This window comes from Acidovorax delafieldii (assembly GCF_007993815.1).
In the GTDB taxonomy this organism is placed as follows: Bacteria; Pseudomonadota; Gammaproteobacteria; order Burkholderiales; family Burkholderiaceae_C; genus Acidovorax; species Acidovorax delafieldii.
On the sequence record NZ_VJWE01000011.1, the window covers coordinates 615,963 to 632,406 of the forward strand.

The 16,444-nt window shown below is 66.8% G+C and carries 14 protein-coding genes; 7 read left to right on the forward strand and 7 right to left on the reverse strand.

Translation table 11 applies throughout. The features are described 5' to 3' along the window. Nucleotides 1–25: 25 nt before the first annotated feature. Nucleotides 26–493: a nuclear transport factor 2 family protein gene (locus tag ATF69_RS05570; RefSeq protein ID WP_146870155.1), complete on the forward strand. Its 468-nt coding sequence runs from the start codon at nt 26–28 to the stop codon at nt 491–493. 33 nt (nt 494–526) lie between these two features. Here the strand turns inward: ATF69_RS05570 and ATF69_RS05575 are convergent, their stop codons facing one another. Further along, nucleotides 527–1,474, reverse strand: a complete 948-nt coding sequence (locus tag ATF69_RS05575; protein ID WP_146870156.1) for a LysR family transcriptional regulator — start codon at nt 1,472–1,474, stop codon at nt 527–529. Between the two features lie 118 nt (nt 1,475–1,592). Here ATF69_RS05575 and ATF69_RS05580 point away from each other — a divergent pair, with 118 nt between their 5' ends. From ATF69_RS05580 to ATF69_RS05595, 4 genes are all read left to right on the forward strand, one after another. Then, nucleotides 1,593–2,531, forward strand: coding sequence for a dihydrodipicolinate synthase family protein (locus ATF69_RS05580; protein WP_146870157.1), 939 nt, complete (start codon nt 1,593–1,595; stop codon nt 2,529–2,531). Nucleotides 2,532–2,612: 81 nt separating this feature from the next. Further along, nucleotides 2,613–3,575 (forward strand): Bug family tripartite tricarboxylate transporter substrate binding protein, encoded by a 963-nt coding sequence (locus tag ATF69_RS05585; protein WP_146870158.1) that lies wholly within the window; start codon nt 2,613–2,615, stop codon nt 3,573–3,575. Then, a complete protein-coding gene (locus ATF69_RS05590) occupies nt 3,565–4,263 on the forward strand; it encodes an SDR family NAD(P)-dependent oxidoreductase (RefSeq protein WP_146870159.1) in 699 nt (232 codons plus the stop codon). Before ATF69_RS05585 ends, ATF69_RS05590 begins: the two co-directional genes overlap by 11 nt. Nucleotides 4,264–4,315: 52 nt before the next feature. Next, entirely contained in the window at nt 4,316–5,482 is a 1,167-nt protein-coding gene (locus ATF69_RS05595; protein WP_146870160.1) for a mandelate racemase/muconate lactonizing enzyme family protein, read from the forward strand. Nucleotides 5,483–5,542: 60 nt separating this feature from the next. Here the strand turns inward: ATF69_RS05595 and ATF69_RS05600 are convergent, their stop codons facing one another. From ATF69_RS05600 to ATF69_RS05615, 4 genes are all read right to left on the reverse strand, one after another. Further along, entirely contained in the window at nt 5,543–7,186 is a 1,644-nt protein-coding gene (locus tag ATF69_RS05600) for a tannase/feruloyl esterase family alpha/beta hydrolase (RefSeq protein ID WP_244303661.1), read from the reverse strand. A 186-nt stretch (nt 7,187–7,372) separates the two neighbouring features. Continuing rightward, nucleotides 7,373–8,347, reverse strand: a complete 975-nt coding sequence (locus ATF69_RS05605) for a helix-turn-helix transcriptional regulator (protein WP_056745727.1) — start codon at nt 8,345–8,347, stop codon at nt 7,373–7,375. Between the two features lie 157 nt (nt 8,348–8,504). Beyond that, on the reverse strand, nt 8,505–9,602 hold the full coding sequence (locus tag ATF69_RS05610; RefSeq protein WP_146870161.1) for a M14 family metallopeptidase: 1,098 nt from the start codon (nt 9,600–9,602) through the stop codon (nt 8,505–8,507). Between the two features lie 101 nt (nt 9,603–9,703). Further along, complete coding sequence (locus tag ATF69_RS05615) at nt 9,704–10,915, reverse strand: M20 aminoacylase family protein (RefSeq protein ID WP_099731436.1); 1,212 nt, start codon at nt 10,913–10,915, stop codon at nt 9,704–9,706. A 76-nt stretch (nt 10,916–10,991) separates the two neighbouring features. Between ATF69_RS05615 and argE the strand changes: the two genes are divergently transcribed. After that, complete coding sequence (gene argE / locus ATF69_RS05620) at nt 10,992–12,149, forward strand: acetylornithine deacetylase (protein WP_056745734.1); 1,158 nt, start codon at nt 10,992–10,994, stop codon at nt 12,147–12,149. 46 nt (nt 12,150–12,195) lie between these two features. Here argE and ATF69_RS05625 read toward each other — a convergent pair whose 3' ends face one another. After that, nucleotides 12,196–13,344, reverse strand: a complete 1,149-nt coding sequence (locus tag ATF69_RS05625; protein WP_056745736.1) for an ABC transporter substrate-binding protein — start codon at nt 13,342–13,344, stop codon at nt 12,196–12,198. 137 nt (nt 13,345–13,481) lie between these two features. Between ATF69_RS05625 and ATF69_RS05630 the strand changes: the two genes are divergently transcribed. Next, the gene (locus ATF69_RS05630; RefSeq protein ID WP_146870162.1) at nt 13,482–15,602 is read left to right on the forward strand and encodes a molybdopterin-containing oxidoreductase family protein; all 2,121 of its coding nucleotides are present in this window, start codon (nt 13,482–13,484) and stop codon (nt 15,600–15,602) included. Between the two features lie 146 nt (nt 15,603–15,748). Here ATF69_RS05630 and ATF69_RS05635 read toward each other — a convergent pair whose 3' ends face one another. Continuing rightward, nucleotides 15,749–16,429: a type 1 glutamine amidotransferase domain-containing protein gene (locus ATF69_RS05635; protein ID WP_108499655.1), complete on the reverse strand. Its 681-nt coding sequence runs from the start codon at nt 16,427–16,429 to the stop codon at nt 15,749–15,751. Nucleotides 16,430–16,444: the final 15 nt, after the last annotated feature.

The window sequence follows — 16,444 nt, forward strand, 5'->3', positions numbered from 1 at the left end:
TCAATCCTTCACCGTCGAGGTTCCCATGGAAACACGCCCGCCTTTGCCCCCCTTTACCCAACACACCGCCGTCCAGAAAGTGCGCCTAGCCGAAGACGGCTGGAACTCGCGCGACCCTGCACGCGTGGCCCTGGCCTACACAGAGGACACGCGCTGGCGCAACCGCACCGAGTTCCCCGTGGGCCGCGAGGCCGCCCGGCTGTTGCTGGAGCGCAAGTGGGCACGCGAACTGGACTACCGCCTCATCAAGGAGCTGTGGGCGTTCAGCGGCCACCGCATCGCCGTGCGGTTTGCCTACGAATGGCATGACGACGCAGGCCAGTGGTACCGCAGCTATGGCAACGAGAACTGGGAGTTCAACGACGCAGGCCTGATGGCCGTGCGCCACGCCAGCATCAACGACCACCCCATCCAGGCCGCGGACCGGCTGTTCTTCTGGCCGCTGGGGCGCCGGCCGGACGACCATCCGGGGCTGAGCGACCTGGGCCTTTAAGAATCGGCTGCCAGCCAGGGGAACGGCAAGCGCTCAGGCCTGCGGTGCCACCTGCGCCACCGCCAGTTCCCACAAGGACTCGGCCACTGGCGACATCTCGGCGCGCTGGCGGTACAGGCGGATCTGCACCGGCACGTTCCAGTCGGCGCCACCGGCAGCCACCAGCGTGCCGGCGCGCAACTCGTCGGCAATCAGGCTTTCGGGCAGCCAGGCCACGCCCCGCCCTTCCTGGGCAAGGGTCTTGAGCAACACCGCGTGGTGCGCGGTGAACACCACCGCCACCGGGCCGTCAGCACCGTCAGCAAACACCCCGCGCATGCGGGCCCGCATGATGCGGCCCAGGCCCGACGCCTCGCTGTAGGCCAGCACGGGCACCGGGGCCTGCTGGCCCAGCGCATGCAGCGCCTGGCCTGCTGCGCCGCCGGGCTGTGGCGCACTGACTGGCAGCAGCCGGTCGTCCGCCAGGCGGCACATCGGGTACTGCGCCTCGTCCAGGCGCCCCGGCACCTCGGCGTGGCCATGGCACAGCACAAACTGCACACGCCGCTGGAGCATCAGGTCTTCGCAGGCCTGCGAGCTGTCGGACATGGTCTGGATAGGCCCCAGCCGCAGCCGGGCCTCCATGCCCACCAGCCAGCGCGGAAAGAACGTGAGCGAAAGCACGTGCGTGGCCGCAAAGCGCAGGCTGGCAGCCGCCAGGTCGTGTGCAGCACGGGCCTTGATGCGGGCAGCCTCCAGATTGGCCAAGATGGTTTCGAGCAGCGGCAGAAAGCGCTGGCCTGCCGCCGTGAGCGCCGCGGGATGGGCACTGCGGTCGAACAGCTCCACGCCCACCCAGTCTTCCAGTGCGCGGATATGGCGGCTGAAGGCGGGCTGGGCAATGGCGCGGGCCTCCGCCGCGCGCGAGAAATTGCCCGTCTCGGCCAGGGCGAGGAAATCCTCCAGCCATTCCAGGTCCAGGGGTCGATTGCCGGGTCCCATGTGTCTCCGCGATGGATCGGTAGATAGTTGTATGCGATTCGAGTATTGGACCGCTGCAGCATGGCGCGGAATGATCCACCCCGTTGTTCACCAGCTTTTCCAACGGAGACAAGAAAGCATGCCTGCCATCTCGAATTATCGCGGGATCACCCCCGCCATCTCGTGCCCCTTCACCCCCGACCACCGCATCGACGAGCCCGCGCTGCGCAAGCTCGCCGCCTGGCTGGCGGGCCACGAGGGCGTGGTGGCCGTCATGACCAACGGCCACACCGGCGAGGTGTTCTCCCTCACACCGGCTGAACGCGCCGAGGTCACCCGCATCGTGGCCGACGAACTCAAGGGGCGCATGCCTGTCATTTCGTCCATCGTCTGCGAAGGCCTGGCCGACGCGGCCGACCATGCCCGCGCTGCCGTCGAGGCTGGTGCCGTGGCGCTGGACGTGATGCCCCCGCACCACTGGCTGCGCTTTGGCTTCACGCCCGGCCACGCACTGCAGTACTTCGAGGCCATCCACAAGGCGGCGCCCAACGCCGATCTGGTCTGCCACGTCTACCCGGCCTGGACGCGTGCCTCGTACTCGTCGCAGCTGCTGGCCGACCTGGCCCGGTTGCCCTACCTGCAGGCCTTCAAGGTGGGCCAGCGCGACATGAACAAGTACGCCCGCGACATCCAGGCGATCCGCGAGGCCGACGCGTCCAAGGCCATCCTGACCTGCCACGACGAGTACCTGCTGGCCTCGATGGTGCAGGGCGTGGACGGCGCGCTGGTGGGCTTTGCCACCTTCATCCACCAGCTCATCATCGATCTGTGGAATGCGGTGAAGGCCGGCGACTTGAAGAAAGCCATGGCGGTGCAGGCTGTCATCACGCCCCTGAAGGACGCGGTGTATGGCGGCGGCGAGCCCACTGGCGAGGCCCACGCCCGCATGAAGGGTGGCATGTACCTGGCAGGCGTGATCGACGACGCCACCGTGCGCCCACCGACCGAGGCGCCCAACGCCAAGGAGTTCGAAGCGCTGCGCGCTGCGGTGAAGCAGGCCGGCCTGCTCAAGCGCTGAGCGGTCCCTGCGAGGCGCGGGGGATTTTGAGTCCCCCGCGCCTCATTGCACACAAGAAAACCGACAAGGAGACAAGACACCATGCAACGCCACCTTTTCATTCGCGCCGCCCTGGGTTTAGCCACACTCGCGATGGCGGCCAGCAGCTTTGCGCAGGCTTACCCCGCCAAGCCCATCCGGATGGTCATCCCCTTTCCGCCAGGCGGCACGCTCGACACCGTGGGCCGCATGCTCGCGCAAAAGCTGGGCGACCAGATGGGCCAGAACTTCATCGTCGAGAACAAGGCGGGCGGCAACGGCGTGATCGGCGGCGACGTGGTGGCCAAGGCACCGGCCGACGGCTACACGCTGCTGTTCAACGCATCCACCTTCACCACGGCGCCCATGACCATGAAGTCCGTGCCCTACGGCGTGGTCAAGGACTTCACGCCCGTGGCGCTGGTGGCCAAGGCCCCGTTGTCGGTGGCCATCAACAAGAACCTGCCGGTCACCGACATCAAGTCGCTGATGGCCTACGCCAAAGCCAACCCCGGCAAGATGACCTTCGCCGTGGGCTCCATCGGGTCGGCCGGGCACCTCTCGACCGAACTGCTCAAGCGCGCAGGCAACCTCGACTACCTGATCGTGCCCTACAAGGGCACGGCGCCTGCGTTCCAGGACCTGATCGGCGGGCAGATCGACGGGTTCATCGACCCCATCCTGGGATCTCTGCAGTACCACAAGAGCGGCATGCTGCGCGTGGTGGCCGTCACCTCCGCCCAGCGCGCCGCGAGCTTGCCCGACGTGCCCACGGTGGGCGAGACGATTCCGGGCTACGAGTTCTACAGCTGGTATGGCCTGTGGGGCCCGGCCAAGCTGCCGGCGGACATCACCCAGCGGCTGAACACCGAGGTGAACAAGGCACTGGCCGAGATGACGCCCAAGCTCAAGGAGCAAGGGCTGCTGACCACACCGGGCAGCGTGGAGGATTTTGCGAAGTTCCAGCGCAGCGACATGGAGCGCTCGCAGAAGATCGTCACCGAAGGGAACATCCGTGTCGAGTAATACCCGCCACGCCATCGTCACCGGTAGCAGCAGCGGCATAGGCCGCAGCATCGTCGAGTCGCTGCTGGCCGGCGGCTGGCGCGTGACGGGCCTGGATGTGGCCCAGGCGACGGTCGTTCACCCCTCGTTCACCCATACACCGGCCAACCTGGCCGATGGCGCAGACATTGCCCGCGTGGCCGCTGCACTGCCCGGCGTGGACGCGCTGGTCCATGCGGCCGGCGTGCTGCGCGTGGGGCCGCTGGGCCAGCTCGACCATGCGGGCGGCGAGCTGATGTGGCGCCTGCATGTGGATGCCGCCACCCGGCTGGCCGATGCCATCGTGCCCGGCATGGCCCAGTGCGGTCAGGGGCGCGTGGTGTTCATTGGCAGCCGCGTGGCGCAGGGCATGGCCGGGCGCGGTCAGTACGCCGCGACCAAGGCCGCGCTGATTGCACTGGCGCGCAGCTGGGCCGCCGAGGTGGCCGCGCAGGGCGTGACGGTGAATGTCGTCTCGCCCGCAGCCACCGCCACCGGCATGCTGAACGACCCCGCCCGCCAGGGCAGTGCACCGCGCCTGCCGCCCATCGGCCGCCTGATCGAGCCTGCCGAGATTGCCGCACTGGTGGGCTTTCTTCTGTCTGAATCTGCCGCCGCCATCACGGGGCAGGACATCGCGATCTGCGGGGGCTCTTCGCTCGCCCGCTGATCTTTCCTTTTGATCCCGCCCCTTTCCCTCTTTGCCAACCAACGCGACCACCATGAAGATCGTCAACATCCTCGAATCGACCCGTCCCATCAAGTCGGACATCCGCAACGCCTACATCGACTTCTCGAAGATGACGCTGAGCCTCGTGGCCGTGGTCACCGACGTGATCCGCGATGGCAAGCCGGTGATCGGCTACGGCTTCAACTCCAACGGCCGCTACGGCCAGGGCGCGCTGATGCGCGACCGATTCATCCCCCGCGTGCTGGAGGCTGAGCCGGCCAGCCTGCTGGACGAGACGGGCGAGAACCTGGACCCGCACAAGGTCTGGGCCCGCATGATGATCAACGAAAAACCCGGCGGCCACGGCGAGCGCTCGGTGGCCGTGGGCACCATCGACATGGCCGTGTGGGACGCCACGGCCAAGATTGCGGGCAAGCCGCTGTTCCAGCTGCTGGCCGAGCGCTATGGCAACGGCACACCCAACCCGCGCGTGTTTGTCTACGCCGCCGGGGGCTACTACTACCCCGGCAAGGGCCTGGACGGCCTCAAGAAGGAAATGGAAAGCTACCTGGCGCGCGGCTACTCGGTGGTCAAGATGAAGATCGGCGGGGCCACGCTGGCCGAAGACTGCGAGCGCATCGAGTCAGTGCTCAAGATCCTGGGCCCGGGACAGCAACTGGCAGTGGACGCCAACGGCCGCTTCGACCTGAAGACCGCCATCGACTACGGCAAGGCCCTGTCGCAGTACCCGCTGTTCTGGTACGAAGAAGCGGGCGACCCGCTGGACTACGAGCTGCAGGCGAAGCTGGGCGAGGTTTACAAGGGCCCCATGGCCACGGGCGAGAACCTGTTCTCGATGCAGGACGCGCGCAACCTGATCCGCCACGGCGGCATGCACAAGGACCGCGACTGGCTGCAGTTTGACTGCGCGCTCAGCTACGGCCTGGTGGAGTACCTGCGCACGCTCGACATGCTCAAGGAATACGGCTGGTCCCCCAGCCGCTGCATTCCACACGGGGGCCACCAGATGTCGCTGGCGATCGCGGCAGGCCTGGGCCTGGGCGGCAACGAGAGCTACCCCGATCTGTTCCAGCCCTACGGTGGCTTCCCCGATGGCGTGAAGGTCGAGAACGGCTACGTGACGCTGCCGCCGCTGCCGGGCATCGGCTTCGAAGGCAAGTCGGACCTGATCGCAGAGATGCGCGCGCTGGCATCCTGACGACTGGACACAAAAAAAAAGCACGCCCAGGGGCGTGCCTTTTTGCATCCAGCGCCGCGTTCAGGTCGCAGAGCAGGTAAAGCTCTCGGCCTTGGCCGGATCGCCCGTGCCGTTGTAGCGCGGGAACTTGGGGTACTCGCACACCGGGCGCTGCGCCACGGGGGTGCTGGTGCCGGGGGCGAACTTCGTGGCGACCAGCTTGTCAGGCGCCGCGCCCTTTTCCACCCAGGCGTCCATGGCGGCGAGCAGGTCGATGGAGCGCGGCTCGGTGCCCGCGCCGTCCAGGTCATGCCCGTTGGAGGGCGAGGTGACCATGCGCGCAAAGCCCTGCACCTTGCTGGCGCCCAGGCGCTGCTTCACCGTGTCGAAGTATTCCGCCGTGCGGTACAGCGACACGCAGGTGTCGCCCAGGCCGTACCAGATCAGCAGCTTGCCGCCGTTGTCGGCAAAGGCGGAGATGTCGGGGTCCGTGCCATCGATCATCTCGGCCAGCCGCGCGTACTGCGCCTGGTATTGCGTGGGGTCGTGGCTCAGGATGTTGGCGTTGAGGTTGCCCTCCACCAGGCGCGCAGCTTCCGTCACGGCCATGTGGTTGAACGAATCGGGCGCGTCAAAGCTGGTGCCGAACATGTACGACTGCCAGTCCGACGTGGACGCCCCGCCCCGGCCATAGCGCGGGTAGCCCACGGCACCGCGCGACAGGGTCACGGGTGTCTTGTGGTCGCTGTAGATGAGGCGGATGGATTCGATCTGGCCGGCCGTGAGGCAGCTGTCGTTGTCCGCACCCTGGCACAGCAGCTCGGTGGGCACGTAGTTGCACGCCTCGATGTTGCCGATGATGCCGTCCTTCAGGCCATCGAGGCCATCACACGCCGCCACCTCGGCTTTGGCATACAGCGCGATCTTGGCGGGGCTCATCCAGTTGTCGCGGCTCTTGAAGATGTGGCGCAGCACCGTGGGCCCCAGGTTGACCTGGTGCGCCTGCTGGCTGATGGCGGGCTCCATGGCCACCACGCCGTCGTAGTCCTTGGGGTACTTCTGCGTGGAGATGAGCCCCGACCGACCGCCGTTGGAATGGCCCATGTGGTAGCGCCGCACGGGGCGCTTGCCATAGAACTCGGTGGCGATGGAAGTGCCCACCTCCAGGACGAAATGGTTGGCGTCGAACGCGTGGTTGCGCAGCGCCACGTCGCTCTTGCCCCAGGCAAAGCCGCGGATCTGGTGGCCGGAGTCGGAGCTGATCTTCACGTACGGGTTGGCCGACGCGCCCACCAGCTGCTGGTACCACGGGTCGTCGGTGGGGATGAAGCCGTCAAAGCCGCCACCACCAATGGTCAGCGTCTTGCCGTTCCACTGGGCCAGCGTGGGCAGCTCCACCGCCCAGTTGATGGTGGACTCGGGCGACGAGACGATCTGCCCGCGCACGATGCACACGTCGGGCAACGTGCCCTCGGCCCTGCGCAGCTCGGTACGGGTGACCTTGGCGCCATGGGGCAAGGCGGTGGATGCGTAGGCGGCGCAGGCCTCAGCCAGGGGCTTGCTGGCCAGCGGGGGATTGGCGTCGCTGCCGCCGCCGCCGCAGGCGGTCAGGGCCAGGGCTGCCACAGCACCCAGGGTGCAGGCAGCGGTCCGTCGCCCTGCGCGTGCCAGGGGGTGAGGGTGGCGTCGGGGCGCCACGGCGAAGGGGTGGGGGTTCGGGAACATGCAAGGGTCTCCTGTTATGACGGTTCTTCAGGAGCCCAGGCCGGGCGGCGGTCTGGCCCGCACCGGTGTCTGGACTCCGGTGCGGACGATAGGAAAAGGCGGCACGGTTGCAGCCTCTGCAAATGCAGAGGGAGCGGGAAACTACCGAGCCCCGCAAACCCGCGCGCGGCACCCCGCCGCTGATCGCTACTGGTGGCGCAGCGCGGCCACCAGCTCCAGCTTGTTGCTCACGCCCAGCGCGGCATAGGCCGTGCGCAGGTAGGTGCGCACCGTGGCGGGCGTGAGGCCCAGCGTGGCCGCAATGTCTTTGTGCGAGCGGCCCTGGGCGTACAGCATGGCGGCGCTCAGCTCGCGCGGTGCCAGGGCTTGCTTGTGCTGGCGCGACGCCAGGCTCACGGCCACCAGTGGCCCGCAGGGCTCCAAGCGCAGGCGGCAGGCCTTGCCCACCGACAGGGTGCAGGGCGCGCCGGCCAGCGCCTGCGCCACCACCGGCGGCAGGTGGGTGCCGTGCCAGCCGGGGCTGGCTTCGCCCAACGCCCGGCTGATGCGCAGCCCGGCAAACAGCAGTTCGCCCGACGGCCGGGCCAGGGCAAAGCTGTCCCAGGGGCGGCCGGGCGTGTCGCTTTGCAGGCGCTGCAGACGGTGGTGCCATTGCTGCAGCAGGTGCAGGACGAATTCACCGAACAGCACGGTCTCTCCATCCGAGAATTCCGGCCGCGTTGGCGGGCGGTAGATGGAGACAAAAAACATGAGCCCGCTGTGGGGCAGCTCGGCCGTGAGGGCCATGCAGTGATACAGGCCGTGGCGCTGGCTGAAGGCGGCCACCTCCGGGTGCTCGGGTAACGGGCCCACCACGTCACGCTCACGGATCACCACCCCCAGCTGCTGCATGGACTGCAGCCCAAACAGGTCCACCGCCGCCAGCGCATTCCACTCCTCGGCAAAGCTGCGGCTCAGGCCAATGCTGCCGTGCAGCCAGTTGCGAGGTGCCACCTGCACATCGCCCGCCGAGACCTCGCCCCACCAGGCGGAATCAAAAGGCACCAGCCCCTGCAAGGTCTGCATGGCCTGGTGCAGCAAGTCCTGCGGGGCCACCTGCTGGGCTTGCTCCGACAGCCGAAGCAGGCTGCGGCTCAGCGCGCGCAGAGGGTCAGAGGCCATGGTGTCTCCTGGTTTTTGGCGCGATGGTAGCCGCCCCACGGTGGCAACCCCAACCCTCCTGAACCCGTACTACCCGCCAAACCCCTGCGCACCAACTACCATATTGATAGCATCTCAGGCATATAGCACTAGCGCCTGAGGCCTCTGGAACACAAAATCAGGCCGTCAACCCGTCCACTGCCTGGAACATCGACTGCCGTGCCTGGCTGATGATCTGGCCCTTCCACGCGTCCGTGTCGGTGTAGAAGGCCGCCAGCATTTGCGCCTTGATCTGGGCAGCCTTGTCAGCCGGAGTTTCGGGGTGCAGTTGGAGCCATTGCTCGGCACGGATGGCGTTCATCACGTCGAGCACGGGCACGGTGCCGTACTCCATGGCAATGCCGGTGTACTCGGCGTGGGGGCACTCGTCGTAGATCGAGGTCCACATCAGGCCGGTGAGGAAGGCCGAGGTGGACGAGCCGTCGTAGATCGACGTGACCGGCGTGGCGCCGCCGCCGTCCCACCAGGCGCGCGCGCGGGCCACGGCCACGGCGTTGTCATTGCCCGCATAGATGCGCTCGCCATGGCCGCTGGGGCCCAGGCCCGTGTGCAGGTCGATCCAGGCGATCTTCGACGCGGCCGCACCGTGCTGGCGCAGCACCTGGCGCAGCGTGCGGTTGCTCCAGGTGGGCTCGGTGCCCCCAAAGAACACGCCCTGCGGAAACTCGTGCTGCCCTTGCGAGATGGCGGCCTGCCACGCGGCCTCGCCCTTGGTGGCGATGTACTCCGCCACCGCTGCCTGGTTCTCAGGGCCGGGTGGCCACTGCTCGGGCAGCAGCAGGGGCTGCACCTCGCGGTAGGCCGTGTTCACGGGCAGGGGCTTGCTGAAGTCCTGGAAGTTGCGGTTCAGGTCCACGTTCTCGTGTGTGAAGCGGCGCACGTGCGAGAAGCCATAGGGGTTGAGCGCGTGGATGTAGAGCGTGGCCACACCGGCATCGCGCGCCTTGGCGCGCCACTCGGCATCGTGCAGCGCAAACACCTGCACGCCGCTGCCGCAGTAGCCCTCGACGCCATGGCAGGCGCTGCTCACGATGAGCAGCTTTTTGGCATCGGCCGGGCCGTCGCGCACCACGTCCATGGCCAGGTCTTCGCCGTCGCGGCCCTTGAGCGGGTGGGCGTGCGATTCGATGGACAGGCCCGCGGCTGCGGCGGCCTCCAGAAACTTTGTGCGCGCCTGGGCGTAGCTGGGCGAGAAGGCTTCAACGATTCCGGTCATGGGCAGGGCTTTCAGGAGTCAGTGGGAAGACAAAAAGAAAACCCGGGCACGCGCGCTGCGCACGCCCGGGTGGAGGAGGATCAACGGCGCGTCAAGCTGCTTCAGGCCGCTTTGGCGGGCTGGGCCAGCCATTCCTCGGCCAGCTTGACCCAGTAGGTCGCGCCCAGCGGGATCAGGTCATCGTTGAAGTCGTAGCTGGGGTTGTGCAGCATGCAGGGGCCGCCGCCGTGGCCCATCTCGCGGTGGGCGCCGTCGCCGTTGGCAATGAAGCAATACGCACCGGGCTTGGCCTGCAGCATGTAGGCAAAGTCTTCAGCACCCATGGTGGGCTCCTGAACCACCACACGCTCTTCCCCCACGATGCCGGTCATGACCTTGCGGGCAAATTCGGCCTCGGCGGGCGAGTTGACGGTGGGCGGGTAGTTGCGCACGAACTCGAACTCGCAGCTGGCATCGTGCGCAGCACAGTGGTTCTCGGCGATCTGGCGCATGCGCTTTTCAATGAGGTCCGTCACTTCGGTGGTGAAGGTGCGCACCGTGCCCTGCAGCTCGACGCTGTCGGGAATCACGTTGGTGGCCTCGCCCGCGTGGATCATGGTGACCGAGATCACGCCGGCGTCCACGGGCTTCTTGTTGCGGCTGATGATGGTCTGGAAGGACTGCACCATGCCGCAGGCAATCGGCACCGGGTCGATGCCGGTGTGCGGCAGCGCCGCATGGCCGCCCTTGCCACGCAGGGTGATCTTGAACTCGCTGGTCGATGCCATCACCGGGCCGGGGCTCACGGCAAAGGTGCCCACCGGCATGCCTGGCCAGTTGTGCATGCCGTACACGGCTTCCATGGGGAACTGCTCGAACAGGCCGTCCTCTATCATCACGCGGGCCCCGCCGCCGCCCTCTTCGGCGGGCTGGAAGATCAGGTACACGGTGCCGTCAAAGTTGCGGTGCTTGGCAAAGTGCTGGGCCGCCGCCAGCAGCATGGCCACATGGCCGTCGTGGCCGCAGGCGTGCATCTTGCCCTGGTGTTTGCTGGCGTGGGCGAAGGTGTTGAACTCCTGCATGGGCAGTGCGTCCATGTCGGCGCGCAGGCCAATCGCGCGGCCACTGGCGCCACCGTCGCGCCCCTTGACGATGCCCACCACGCCCGTTTTGCCCATACCCCGGTGGATGGGAATGCCCCACTCGGTGAGCTTTTGCGCCACCACGTCGGCGGTGCGCACCTCTTCGAAGCACAGCTCGGGGTGGGCGTGAATGTCCCGGCGCACCGCTGCAATACTGGCCGCCTGGGTGACGATGGAGTCAATAACGTTCATGATATGTGTCCTTACGATCTCACAGTCTAGCCCGACAGCAACACACGTGCCAACCCGGGTTATTCGCTAGCCACCCATGATTTCTGCCCACGCCCTCGAACTTGCGCAAACCCTGGTGCGCATGAACACCGTCAGCCATAACTCCAATCTGGAGCTGATCCATTTCATCCGCGACCACCTAGCCAAGCTGGGCGTGAAAAGCCGCCTGACCTTCAACGACGACAAGACCAAGGCCAACCTGTTCGCCACCCTGGGCGAGGGCAAGCCGGCGGGCGTGATCCTTTCGGGCCATACCGACACGGTGCCGTGGGATGGACAGGACTGGACCATGGACCCGCTGAGTGCCCTGGTCAAGGACGGCAACCTGTACGGGCGCGGCAGTGCCGACATGAAGGCCTTCATTGGCATTGCCGTCTCGCACGCAGAGCAGTTCCTGAACAGCGACGCGCCTTTTGCGGTCCATCTGGCGTTCAGCTACGAAGAGGAGATCGGCTGCTTTGGCGTGAAGGAACTCATCGCCGACCTGCGCGACGCGAACATCAAGCCCCTGGCCTGCATCGTGGGCGAGCCCACCAGCATGATCCCCGCCATCGCGCACAAGGGTGTGTACCGCTACAAGTGCTGCGTGCGTGGCAAGGAGGCGCATTCGTCCCTCACGCCGCATTCGGTCAACGCCATCGAGATGGCCGCCCGCGTGGTGGGCCGGGTGCGCGACATGGCGGAAGACTTTGAAAAGAACGAGCCCCGCTTTGAGGGCTTTGACGTGCCGTTCTCCACCAGCAGCGTGGGCCAGTTCCATGGTGGCATTGCCGACAATGTGGTGCCGCGCGACGCCGAGTTCCGCTACGAGTTCCGCGACCTGCCCACGGCCAACGCCGCGCAGATGCAGTCCGAGGTGGTGGCCTACGCCAAATCGCTGGAGCCCGCCATGAAGAAGGTGGCGCCTGCAGCGGGTTTTGAATTCGAAACCATCTGCGAAATCCCGAGCTTCCTGGGCAGCAAGGACGACCCGGTGACGCGCCTGGCGCAGGAGCTGTCGGGCGAAAAAGGCACCACCCTGGTGGCCTTTGGCACCGAAGCGGGGCTGTTCAAGAACGCGGGCATCTCCACCGTGGTGTGTGGCCCCGGCAGCATCCAGCAGGCCCACCAGCCCGACGAGTACGTGAGCCTGGAGCAGCTGGGACGCTGCGAGGCGTTCATGCAGGGGCTGGCGCGCACGCGCACGCTGGGCTAATCGCTTCGGAGCGGCGGGGGCCGGCGCGCGCGCCCCACGTTCGGGATCAGGTCCTGACCCGGCCGTCCCCGGTCAGCATCGACATCTCGACAAACTTCGAGGCTGCGTGGCTGGTGCCACTGAACGACACCGGAAAGCCCGAGATCACCTGGTTGCCGATGGACTCGGTGCCCGTGATGAAGCTCTCGCGCGTGATCTTTCCGCCGGCCTGGGCCTGGCGCAGGCCCTCGGCGAACACGCGTGCAGCCAGATAGCCTTCCATGCTGGAGTAGTTGGGTTGCACCTTGTCGCCGCCCTTCTTGATGGCCTCCAGAAACTCGCGCGTGATCTGGCGCGAGGGCTGGTAGGGCGAGGGCACCACCTGCGACACCACCACACCCGCACCGTCCTTGCCCAGCTCGTCGGCCAGCGCCTGGGTGCCCACAAACGACACGTTGTAGAACGTGCCGCCAAAGCCCGCCTTGCGCGCCGCACGCACAAACGCGGCGGCCGACGCATAGGCCGTGATCTGCACCACGGCATCGGGCGTGGCGGGCACCAGCTTGTCCACGGCCGCTTTCACGTCCGTGGAGTTGCGCTCCACGGTGGCCGTCGCCACGGGTGTCAGCTTCAGCTCGGCCAGCGCGCGGTTCACGCCATCGAGCCCCGCCTTGCCATAGGCGTCGTTCTGGTAGAACACCGCAATCTTCTTGAGCCCCAGGTTGGTGAGCTGGCGCACGATGAGTGCGGTTTCGTCGTAGTAGGAAGCACGCACATGAAAGATCAGCCGGTTGAACGGCTGGCGCAGCGCCTCGGCACCGGTAAAGGGGCCAAAAAACGGCACCTTCTCCTTGGTGAACAGTGGCAGCGCCGCCAGGCTGGTGGGAGTGCCGATGTAGCCAAACAGGGCAAACACCTCGTCGGCAATCAGCTTGCGGGTGTTCTCGGCGCACCGGTCGGGCTCATAGCCGTCGTCCATGGTGCGGATTTCCACCATGCGCTTGCCCACGCCGCCCTGGGCGTTGAGCTGGTCAAAAAAGAGCTTGGCACCCTGGTTGAACTGCACGCCCAGCTGCGCCGCCGGGCCGGTGAAGGCGGCCGACTGCCCCAGCACGATGCGCCCCTCGCCCTGCGCACGCGCCAGGCCGAACCCGCCCAGCGCCACGGCGCCCATGCCCACCGAAAACTGCCTGCGCCCCAATACTGTCTGGTTCATGGTGAAATCTCTGCTCTTGTAAGAAGAAAGAAGGGGCATGCCCCTCTGCACTGCCGGTAGGCAGCCCCTTGGAAACGGGGGACCCATATGCACGCCCGTTCCAACCCTGACAGCCAGTTTAACGATCCAGCCCCCGAATGCCCACGCCTTCTGACGCTAATTCCCCTCCATCGGCACTGATTCAGGTGCGCGGCGCTTGCCCCCACGACTGCCCCGACACCTGCGCCCTGCTCACCACCGTGGACGAGCACGGCGTGGCCACCCGCGTGCAGGGCAACCCCGATCACCGCCACACCGATGGCGCGCTGTGCGCCAAGGTGAGCAAGTACACCGAGCGCAGCTACCACCCCGAGCGCGTGCTCACGCCGCTCAAGCGCACGGGCGCCAAGGGGGCCGGCCAGTTCGTGCCTGTGACCTGGGACGAGGCGCTGGCCGACATCGCCAAGCGCCTGCAGACCATCGCCGCGCGCGCGCCCGAAGCCATCCTGCCCTACAGCTACGCGGGCACCATGGGCATGGTGCAGGGCGAGAGCATGGACCGACGCTTCTTCCACAAGCTGGGCGCCTCGCAACTGGACCGCACCATCTGCGCATCGGCCGGGGCCGAGGCCTTGGTGCAGACCCTGGGTGGCAAGGTGGGCATGAAGGTGGAGTTCTTTGCCGAGTCGCAGCTCATCCTCATCTGGGGCAGCAACTCCATCGGCAGCAACCTGCACTTCTGGCGCTACGCCCAGCAGGCCAAGCGCAATGGCGCCAAGCTGGTGTGCATCGACCCGCGCAAGAGCGAGACGGCCGACAAATGCCACGAGCACATTGCCCTGCGCCCCGGCACCGACGCCGCGCTGGCCCTGGCGCTAATGCACGAGCTGATCGCGAACGACTGGCTGGACCACGACTACATCGCCCGCCACACGCTGGGCTGGGACCCGCTGCGCGAACGCGCACTGCAGTGGCCGCCCGAGCGCGCGGCCGAGGTGTGCGGCATTCCGGTGGAGCAGATTCGCCAGCTGGCCCAGGACTACGGCACGACGAAGCCCGCCGCCATCCGCCTGAACTACGGCATGCAGCGCGTGCGCGGCGGCGGCAATGCGGTGCGCGCCGTGGCCTGCCTGCCTGCGCTCACGGGCGCCTGGCGCCACCGCGCGGGCGGTGTGCTGCTGTCCAGCTCGGGACAGTTCCCGGCGCAGCGCGCCGTGCTGCAGCGGCCCGACCTGATGCCCGCCCAGACACCGCGCACCATCAACATGTCCACCATTGGCGACGACCTGCTGCGCGAGGCATCACCCACCTTCGGTGCGAAGGTGGAGGCCATCGTGGTCTACAACAGCAATCCCGTGGCCGTGGCGCCTGACTCCAGCAAGGTGGTGCAGGGCTTTGCGCGCGAGGACCTGTTCACCGTGGTGCTGGAGCACTTCAAGACCGACACGGCCGACTACGCCGACTACATCCTGCCCGCCACCACGCAGCTGGAGCACTGGGACATCCACCTGAGCTACGGCCACACCGACGTGCTGCTCAACCGTCCCGCCATTGCGCCCCAGGGCCAGGCGCGCAGCAATGCGCAGATCTTCCGCGAACTGGCGGCGCGCATGGGCTTTGCCGAGCCCTGTTTTGCCGAGAGCGACGAGGCCCTGTGCCGCCAGGCGTTTGGCGATGCAGTGGACTACGCAATGCTTGAAAGCCAAGGCTTTGCCACGCTGGCGCTGCCCGATGCGCCGTTCGCCGAAGGCAACTTCCCATCACCCTCTGGAAAGTGCGAGTTCTACAGCGCACGCCTGGCCGCCCAGGGCCTGGACGGCCTACCCGACCACCTGCCCAACTACGAACTGCAGGGCACGGACGCCCGCTACCCGCTGGCCATGATCTCGCCGCCCGCGCGCAACTTCTTGAACTCCACCTTCGTGAATGTGCAGAGCCTGCGCAACATCGAGGGCCGCCCCGTGCTGGAGATCCACCCCGACGATGCCGAAGCACGCGGCATTGCCAATGACGCCGTGGTGCGCGTGTTCAACGACCGGGGCAGCTACCTATGCCACGCCACCGTCTCGCGCCGCGCACGGCCCGGCGTGGTCAACGGCCTGGGCATCTGGTGGCGCAAGCTGGGGCTGAACGGCACCAACGTGAACGAGGTGACCAGCCAGGCGCTGACCGACCTGGGCCGCGCGCCCACGTTTTATGACTGTCTGGTGGAAGTGGAGGCCACAGGCGCCGCCGATGCCGGCATGGATGCCGGGGCCCGCGTCGGCACCACGGCCTGAGGGCAGCTTGAGATGCCGGGTTTGCTATTTATTCAATAGCTTCTCGCGCAATATCCACTAGCGCTTGCAGCCATTTTTACCCTTAACCTGCGCAAACACCCGTTCTGCGCAGGATCTGCGGCTTTGCAGGGTTCCTTCGCGGCCCCTTACCCCAACAGCTTCAGCAACGCATGGGCGCCCTGCTCGGACGATGCCGGATTCTGCCCCGTGATCAGCGTGCCGTCGGTCAGCACATAGGGCGCCCAGTCGGGGCCTTTGGAATACACGCCGCCGTTGGCCTTGAGCATGTCCTCCACCAGGAACGGCACGATCTGGGTCAGCTGCACCGCGTCTTCTTCGCTGTTGGTAAACCCCGTGACCTTCTTGCCCTTGACCAGCGGCGACCCGTCGGGCGCCTTGGCGTGGCGCAGCACGCCGGGTGCGTGGCACACCAGCGCCAGCGGCTTGCCTGCTGCAAAGGTCTTTTCGATGAGGGCAATGGACTGCGCGTCTTCGGCCAGGTCCCACAGCGGGCCGTGGCCGCCGGGGTAGAACACGGCATCAAAGTCCTCGGCCTTCACGCTGGACAGAGGCACGGTGCTGGCCAGCTGCTGCTTCGCTGAAGCATCGGCCTTGAAGCGGCGCGTGGCATCGGTCTGGGCGTTTTCGTCGTCGCTTTTGGGGTCCAGGGGCGGCTGGCCGCCCTGGGGCGATGCGAGCGTGATCTGCACGCCTGCATCCTTGAACACGTAGTACGGTGCAGCAAACTCTTCCAGCCAGAAGCCCGTCTTTTTGCCGGTGTCGCCCAGTTGGTCGTGGGACGTCAGAACCATGAGAATGTGTGCCATGGAAGTCGCTTTCGG